This is a genomic window from Psychrobacter sp. Ps3, assembly GCF_022129275.1.
In the GTDB taxonomy this organism is placed as follows: domain Bacteria; phylum Pseudomonadota; class Gammaproteobacteria; order Pseudomonadales; family Moraxellaceae; genus Psychrobacter; species Psychrobacter submarinus.
In genome coordinates, this window is record NZ_JADQAL010000061.1 from 1 (window position 1) to 8,206 (window position 8,206).

The 8,206-nt window shown below is 46.1% G+C and carries 6 protein-coding genes; 4 read left to right on the forward strand and 2 right to left on the reverse strand.

What is annotated here, in order from left to right:
- Positions 1-77: FAD-linked oxidase C-terminal domain-containing protein (locus tag I3248_RS11875; RefSeq protein WP_238063956.1), on the forward strand; the 77-nt coding region annotated here is incomplete at its 5' end.
- 143 nt (positions 78-220) lie between these two features.
- Here the strand turns inward: I3248_RS11875 and I3248_RS11880 are convergent.
- A complete protein-coding gene (locus tag I3248_RS11880; protein ID WP_238063951.1) occupies positions 221-856 on the reverse strand; it encodes a BLUF domain-containing protein in 636 nt (211 codons plus the stop codon).
- Between the two features lie 403 nt (positions 857-1,259).
- Here I3248_RS11880 and I3248_RS11885 point away from each other — a divergent pair, with 403 nt between their 5' ends.
- Positions 1,260-2,897: a bifunctional GNAT family N-acetyltransferase/carbon-nitrogen hydrolase family protein gene (locus tag I3248_RS11885; RefSeq protein WP_238063952.1), complete on the forward strand. Its 1,638-nt coding sequence runs from the start codon at positions 1,260-1,262 to the stop codon at positions 2,895-2,897.
- 171 nt (positions 2,898-3,068) lie between these two features.
- On the opposite strand, the gene ald is transcribed toward I3248_RS11885, so the two are convergent.
- Entirely contained in the window at positions 3,069-4,184 is a 1,116-nt protein-coding gene (ald, locus tag I3248_RS11890; protein ID WP_238063953.1) for an alanine dehydrogenase, read from the reverse strand.
- Between the two features lie 417 nt (positions 4,185-4,601).
- Here ald and ileS point away from each other — a divergent pair, with 417 nt between their 5' ends.
- On the forward strand, positions 4,602-7,451 hold the full coding sequence (ileS, locus tag I3248_RS11895; protein ID WP_238063954.1) for an isoleucine--tRNA ligase: 2,850 nt from the start codon (positions 4,602-4,604) through the stop codon (positions 7,449-7,451).
- Complete coding sequence (lspA, locus tag I3248_RS11900) at positions 7,444-8,067, forward strand: signal peptidase II (RefSeq protein WP_238063955.1); 624 nt, start codon at positions 7,444-7,446, stop codon at positions 8,065-8,067. The genes ileS and lspA overlap by 8 nt, the downstream gene beginning before the upstream one ends.
- The last annotated feature ends 139 nt before the right edge of the window (positions 8,068-8,206 follow it).

Here is an 8,206-nt window from a genome sequence, read left to right on the forward strand (position 1 = left end):
TTGATTATCTACGCGAAGTCAAAAAAGTCTTTGATCCCAATAATATTATGAATCGCGGTAAGATTTTTGATATGTAATAAGGCTATTGATTTCAAAATCGCAGTAAAAAACGACGCTAAACATTTAGTCTAGCGTCGTTTTTAGTTTTATGATTGAGGAGCTGACTTAAAAAGCTAAAAGGCTTAGCAGATAATCGCTGATTGGCTCGCCAGGTTTGTAATCAGTAATTGAGCAGCAGTAAGCCGACCACTAATAATACCGCCAAAAACCCTTGCACGACTAAGAAAGCTTGGTGCGGCGCGGCCACGTGCTTGATCATATTACCCATGGCATTATAAGTGATACCCGCAGCTTTGATGTGCGGCGGCGTCTGAAAATCTTTAATCACTTGTAAAAACTGCTCAGTACGCTGGCTACTCCAACCATGCGGCGCAAAAGGTAGGAATGGGGAGAGTTGCATCGCCTGCTGTTTGGTCGCAGGGGACCACAGCCAGCGCTCCAAAAACAGTAAGCGCATACGCCAATCTGAAAAGATACGCTGATCAATGGTTTCGAGTAAGAGTATCTTGATGTTTTTATGACGATTATCCGCAAATATTCGCTGTTGTAGCGCTAGTACTTTCGCTTTTTCGCCTTCTAAACATTGCAAAAAATGGCTATTGCCATAACATAGCGTACCAGTAATACCTTGCTGCTCATTATAATCACGCGCATGCGCTTCTACTTCATCAAATATCGAAGATTTTAGGCGCGAATGGAGCGTCAAACTACTCACATAAACCAAACGAATCAAAGCGGTTTCTGCTGTTTTATCTAAAGCTTTAACCGTATCGGTATGGTTTAGAAGTAAGGTCATATGCAATCCTAATAGTGGTTTACCTGACTAGTAGACCAAATAAATAAACTAAACTAGCGGTGACTGTCACGCTTACTAGGATTAACTAGTAACCTGTTGCGCAAATGTTATGATGACAAACACAGATTTTCGAGAGAGAAAATAAAGGATAGATTCTAAATAGTAACTGGCAAGTAACTGTTATTATTAATTATTGTATCATCCGTACTACGGATTTAATACTTTTTTTTATAAACCAAGAAAAACAGAAAACTGACTGACAAACAAGCCTAGTTAAAGGCGTAGCTTATGCATTTAAGCGAACAAATAGTTGTTTAAAAACCCATCAAACCATAGCAAATAAAGAAAGTTAATCACAGCCAACCTACGTTCACTGGCTAACACTACCAAAATAGGAACACCGATGAGCAAGATAGAAAAACTAGACGACTTTCATTTAACGATTGCCGAGATTAAGAAAAAAGACTATCCACAAGTCAAAGAGCTGATGGATCGCGTCTACATCAACTTAGGCGGCGCTTGGTCAAAGACCACGATTCACACTCTAATCGATGCCTTTCCTGAAGGCCAAATTGCCTTATTTGACCATGATAAGCTTATCGGTATGGTGCTATCGATGCGCGTCGATTATGCCAAATTCTCAAACCCGCATACTTATGACGATCTTATCGGTCATAGAGAGATCATAAAAGACAATCCTAAGGGCGACGCTATCTACGGGTTGGATGCGCTTATCGATCCTGAGTATCGCGGTTATCGTTTGGGCCGACGCCTCTATGATGCGCGTAAAGAGCTGTGCCGGCAGATGAACTTTCGCTCTATCTTAGCTGGTGGCCGTATTCCTAAATATTATAACCATCAGGACTTGACGCCAGGCGAGTATATCGACGCTGTTGAATCACGTGAGATTCATGATCCGGCGCTCTCTTTTCAGCTGTCTAACGGCTTTATCGTCAAGCGTATTTTGACCGGCTACCTGCCTGATGATAAGCAGTCCAAAGGCTTTGCAACGCTCCTTGAGTGGGCTAACATCTACTATGAGCCCAAAGACTACAAGCCGAACACTCGCAAGTCTGAGGTGCGTATCGGCGGTATTCAGTGGCAGATGCGTGAGGTCGAGTCGCCTGAGGAGCTACTACAACAAGTCGAGTTCTTCGTTGATATCATGGCCGATTATAATTCTGACTTTGCTTGCCTGCCGGAATTCTTTAACGCGCCCTTGATGGGACTATGCGAGTCGACGGATCAAAACGTTGCCATTCGCTTTTTGGCAGATTATACCGAATGGTTTAAGAATGAAATCTCGCATTTAGCCGTCAGCTATAACGTCAACGTCATTACCGGCTCTATGCCGCTACTCGATGAAAACGATACCCTCTATAACGTCAGTTACTTATGTCGCCGTGATGGCACCGTTGAGGAGCAGCGCAAAATTCATATCACTCCCCACGAGCGTAGCGCTTGGGTGATTGAGGGCGGCGATGAGGTAAAAGTATTTGATACGGATGCCGGCCGCGTTGGTATTTTAGTCTGTTATGACGTTGAATTCCCAGAGCTTGCGCGTCTCATGGCACTCGATGATATGGATATTTTATTTGTGCCGTTTTGGACAGACACTCAAAATGGCTACTTGCGCGTACGCCACTGCGCCCAAGCCCGCGCGATTGAAAACGAATGCTATGTGATGATTTGCGGCTCAGTCGGTAACCTGCCACAAGTTGAGAGCTTAGATATTCAGTATGCGCAGTCGTCTATCTTCTCGCCCTCTGACTTTGCTTTTCCGCATGATGCCATCATGGCGGAGACTACCGCCAATACAGAGATGGTATTTTTCTCTGATTTAAATTTAGACAAGCTCATTCATGTGCGTAATGAAGGCTCTGTACATAATTTACTCGATCGCCGTGACGACTTATTTAGCCTAAAGTGGAAGCGTAAATCTAAAGTTTCTGCTAGTAAGTTAAGCGATGAAGAGCGCCGCGAAAACTCAGGCAGCGTACTATTAGGCGATCCGCTACAAAACCGCGCGCAAAAGTCTTAAATGATGATCTATTAAACGCTCAAGTAAACACTTAACTTTTTATAAACGGCTGACCTTTCAGCCGTTTATTTTTTTCTATAAAAAGCAAGTGATTAAATTTTAGGCTCAGAGAAAGCAATATGACGACTGCTATCAAAAAGGCTGTAGTTATCATCGATATTTTAACCAAAACTAACCAAGCAGCTCATCTAACGCTTTATACTCATAATCTAGCGCCTCAGCCACCGCCTTATAAGTGATATGACCTTGCGCTGTATTGATCCCTTTTGCAAAGGCAGCATCCTCCGCGCAAGCTTGCTTGACCCCTTTTTTGGCCAGCGTTTGGATATATGGCAAGGTGACATTCGATAGCGCCATCGTCGCTGTACGAGGCACCGCTCCTGGGATATTAGCTACCGCGTAATGGACGATACCGTGCTTAGTATAAGTCGGATCGTCATGCGTGGTAATGCGATCGGTAGTCTCAAAGACGCCGCCTTGATCGATAGCGATATCGATGATGACTCCGCCGTCGTCCATTGACTCGATCATCTCTTCTGTGACTAATTTAGGCGTAGCTGCGCCTGGAATCAGTACCGCACCGATCACTAAGTCACTAACCTCAACACTTTCGGCGATATTGACCTTATTAGATATGAGCGTCTGGACATTATTACCGAACATCTCAGATAGCTCTTTGAGCCGCTGTGGATCTAAGTCCAAGATGGTCACATCCGCGCGCAGGCCGATAGCGATTTTGGCCGCTTCCGTGCCTGAAACGCCGCCGCCAATGATCGTGACGCGGCCTTTTTGTACCCCTGGTACGCCGCCCAGTAATATTCCTTTACCGCCATAGAACTTCTGCAAGAACTGCGCGCCGATTTGGGTGCTCATACGTCCGGCAACCTCGCTCATCGGGGTCAGCAGCGGTAAGGAGTTATTAGCCAGTTGCACCGTTTCATAGGCTATCGCCGTGACTTTATTCTCAACGAGTGCTTGCGCCAGCTCCGGCTCATTGGCCAGATGCAAGTAAGTAAACAGTATCAGATCTTCGGTTAAATACTGAAACTCTTCTTGCTGGGGCTCTTTGACTTTAACAACCAATTGAGCGTCCCAAGCTTTGTTGGCGCTATTGACGATAGTCGCGCCTGCTTCCTCATAATCCTCATCGGTGAAGTGCGAACCCACGCCCGCATCACATTCGACAAACACTTTATGACCGTCGCTGACTAACACCATAACGGCGCTTGGCGGTAGACCGACCCGATTTTCGTTGTTTTTAATCTCTTTGGGGATACCTATTTTCATGACGACTCCTTTATATTTATCGTAATTTATACAATGTTTTTAGCCGATATTATTATGTATTGGATTTATGTCCGTACTTTAAGTGAAACGCTTGTTAAGTACAGTTGTACACTGCTTATCGCTATTACGCAACTAAAATGACACGCGCAGTACAAGCCCCTTTTTACCCCAGTAGAATTAACATATAATAGCTGCCATTCTTAACATAATCTGACGCTAACTTATTTAAGTTCAGGCATTATTTAGGGTAAAGTGCTATTTCATCTAAGCCCTATTTAACCTTAGCTATTCGCCCCCATACATTATTTGCTTGGACTGCTAAACTATTTAACTTAAAAATTGTTTAATTTAAAAACTATTTGATTGAAAAACCGCTTAACTCAATAAACTACTTAACCTGATAAAAGATACCTTCCTATGACTGACAAAGCTACTGACACCCCTAGCCACGATTACAAAGACACTCTCAATCTAGCCGATACGCCTTTTGCGATGCGCGCTAACTTGGCCAAACGCGAGCCGGATTGGTTAGCGGCTTGGGAAGCGGACGATGTCTACGGTAAGATTCGTCAGGCGCGTACTGGCGCGACTAAGTACATTTTGCACGACGGCCCTCCTTATGCGAACGGTCAGATTCACTTAGGTCATGCGGTCAATAAAGTCATTAAGGACATGATTGTTAAGTCGAAGACGCTTTCAGGATTTGACGCGCCTTATGTGCCGGGTTGGGACTGTCATGGCTTGCCTATTGAGCAAAAGGTGGAAGCCAAAGTCGGTAAGGTCGGCAAAAAAGTCTCGGCAACTGAGTTTCGTGGGCTCTGCCGTGAGTATGCAGCGACCCAAATCGAGCTACAAAAAGCTGATTTTAAACGTTTAGGTATCTTTGGCGATTGGGACAACCCTTATCTGACCATGAACTTTCATCAGGAAGCCAATATCGTCCGTGCGCTAGGTAAAATCTACGAAAACGGCCATGTCACTCGCGGTATGAAGCCGGTCAACTGGTGCTTGGACTGTACCTCAGCATTGGCAGAGGCGGAAGTAGAATATCAAGATAAGGTCTCTGATGCGATTTATGTCAGCTTCGATGTGCTTGATACTGACAAGCTAACCGCTTTGGCAAAAATAGAGGGTACTATCTCAGTCGTTATCTGGACGACGACGCCTTGGACACTGCCTGCTAACCAAGCTATCTCAGTGCACCCTGAGCATGACTATTCGGTTGTAGCCACTGAGAAAGGCAATCTACTACTCGCTCATGATTTGGTCGAGACTGCGTTAACTGAGCTTAAGTTAGACAGCCAAGGTATCTTAGTGACCGTTTCAGGTAAGGAGCTTGAAGGCTTGCGCGCGCAGCATCCGCTAATTGCAGATCGTCAAGTGCCTATTATCTTAGGCGATCACGTGACCACCGATAGCGGTACTGGCCTAGTACACACCGCGCCAGGTCATGGTCTCGACGATTATATCGTGGGTCTAAAATATAACTTGCCTGTTGAGAACCCTGTTGGCGGTAATGGTGTCTATCTAGAGAGCGCGGCGGTATTTGCCGGCGAGCATATCTATAAAGCCAATCCAAAAATCATTGCCGCTTTGCATGATAATGGTCATTTGGTAAACCATACTAAGATCGAGCACAGCTATCCGCACTGCTGGCGTCATAAGTCGCCGATTATCTTCCGTGCCACGCCGCAGTGGTTTATTAATATGGAAAAAGAAGGCTTACGCGAGCGCGCGCTCAAAGACATCCCTGATGTTAAGTGGACGCCTGCTTGGGGTCAGAACCGTATCGAGTCGATGATGACCGGTCGCCCGGACTGGTGCATCTCGCGTCAGCGGACTTGGGGCGTGCCGATTACCTTCTTTATGCATAAACAGACCGGCGAGCTGCATCCGAACACCTTAGAGCTAATGGAAACTGCCGCGCAAAATATCGCGGAAGGCGGCGTGGAAGCGTGGTTTGATGCCAGCTGTGAAGACTACTTAGGGGATGAGGCGGCCGATTATGATAAGTCTACTGATACGCTAGATGTCTGGTTTGACTCAGGAACCACTCATTATGCCGTGCTTGAGCAGCGTGATGAGCTGACCAATCCTGCCGATATGTATTTAGAAGGCTCCGATCAGCATCGCGGTTGGTTCCAGACGTCACTGCTCACGTCAGAAGCAATGTACGAGCGTCCGCCGTTTAAGCAAGTATTGACGCACGGTTTTGTGGTCGATGAAAATGGCCGTAAGATGAGTAAGTCTCTTGGCAACATCATCACCCCGCAAGATGAGATCAATAAAACCGGCGCTGATATGCTACGTCTTTGGATTGCCTCTAGCGACTATCGCTATGAGATGAGCGCAGGCAAGACGGTATTTAAAGGCGCAATCGATATGTACCGCCGCATTCGTAATACCCTGCGCTTCTTACTGGCGAACAGCGATGATTTCGATCCGGCTAATGATAGCACCGATATCAACGAATTAGTCAGTCTTGATAAATTCATCATCGAGCGTGCACAAGCTGTACAAGCGCAAATCGTCAGTGCTTATGATGCAATGGACTTTCACCAAGTCACCCAGCATATCACTGCTTTTTGCTCGCAGGACTTGGGCAGCTTTTATTTAGATATCATCAAAGATCGCCAGTACACCACTCAAAAGGATGGTCAGCCGCGCCGCTCGGCGCAGACCGCGATCTATCATATCGCTCAAGCCTTAATACGCTGGATTACCCCTATCTTGTCGTTTACCGCGCAAGAAGCTTGGGAAGTCTTGAACAGCAAAGATGAGCAGGCCAATAGCTATGTCTTCACTGAAGAGTGGTACGAGTTCCCAGCGCTTGAGCTGAGCACGATCAGTAGTGAGGACTGGCACCATATCATGCGCGCCAAAGACATGGTGAATAAAAACATCGAAGTCGCGCGCAGCAACAAGCTACTGAATGCCAATCTAGCCGCTGATGCCACTTTGTACGCTGATGGCGCTATGTATGACAGCTTAGCCAAATTAAGCGATGAGCTGCGTTTTGTGCTGATTACCAGTAGCGCCACCTTGAAGCCTATCAGCGCAGCGCCTACTGATCATCAAACTAAAGATAACGAGGAAGACATCGCAGCAGCGGATTTAAGAGTTACTATTGACGTCGCCGATGGAACGAAGTGCGTGCGCTGTTGGCACATCCGTAGCGACGTCGGCACTGACAGTGAGCATCCAGAGCTGTGCGCGCGCTGCGTAACTAACGTGGTAGGTAGCGGTGAGGTGCGTCACTATGCTTGATACGCCTGAGCGTCCTACTAACGAAGTCGATCATTCGCCAAGACCTGCTCACGTTACGACAGGCAACTCGGTAACGCCTAAAAGCCGGCTGACCAAAACCCCAAAAGTACTGGCAAATGGCAGTCAAGCCTTTGTTTGGTACTTACTGTCGATAGTGATTATCATCGTCGATCAGTGGACCAAATGGCTAGCGGAAACTAAGCTAAACTTTTTGGAGCCGATACCGGTCATTGAACCCTTCTTGAATTGGACATTGGCTTATAACTATGGCGCAGCGTTTAGCTTTTTGGCCGATGCGGGCGGCTGGCAAAAGTGGTTTTTCTCGGGTTTAGCGCTCGTGATTGCGTTGTTCTTAGTCGTATATTTAATTAGAGCGCCGCGTAATGCTAAGCTGTTATCGCTAGGGCTCGCTATGGTGCTCGGCGGTGCGATTGGCAATCTAATCGACCGCGTGCGACTTGGCAAAGTGGTCGATTTTATTCATGTACATTATGCTGATGTTTGGCATTATCCGATTTTTAATATCGCGGATATTGCGATTTGTATTGGCGTGGCTATCATTGTTATTGACATGATATTTTTGGAAGGTAAGCGCGAAGGCAAATCTAAAGGTTAGCTTTTGATACTGCTATTTTAATTGAATGAAAAAAGGGCTTACGATCATGTAAGCCCTTTTTCGCTTTGGGTTTAGTGTAGTGAGATTAGGGCGTGTTGAACATTCGACCATGGCACTGACAGAGACTATTTTTTAGGCG

Bases quoted from the DNA above. Each gene is read 5' to 3' on its own strand.
- ald (WP_238063953.1), bottom strand. From the start codon at position 4,184: ATGAAAATAGGTATCCCCAAAGAGATTAAAAACAACGAAAATCGGGTC.
- I3248_RS11880 (WP_238063951.1), bottom strand. From the start codon at position 856: ATGACCTTACTTCTAAACCATACCGATACGGTTAAAGCTTTAGATAAA.
- ileS (WP_238063954.1), top strand. From the start codon at position 4,602: ATGACTGACAAAGCTACTGACACCCCTAGCCACGATTACAAAGACACT.
- lspA (WP_238063955.1), top strand. From the start codon at position 7,444: ATGCTTGATACGCCTGAGCGTCCTACTAACGAAGTCGATCATTCGCCA.
- I3248_RS11885 (WP_238063952.1), top strand. From the start codon at position 1,260: ATGAGCAAGATAGAAAAACTAGACGACTTTCATTTAACGATTGCCGAG.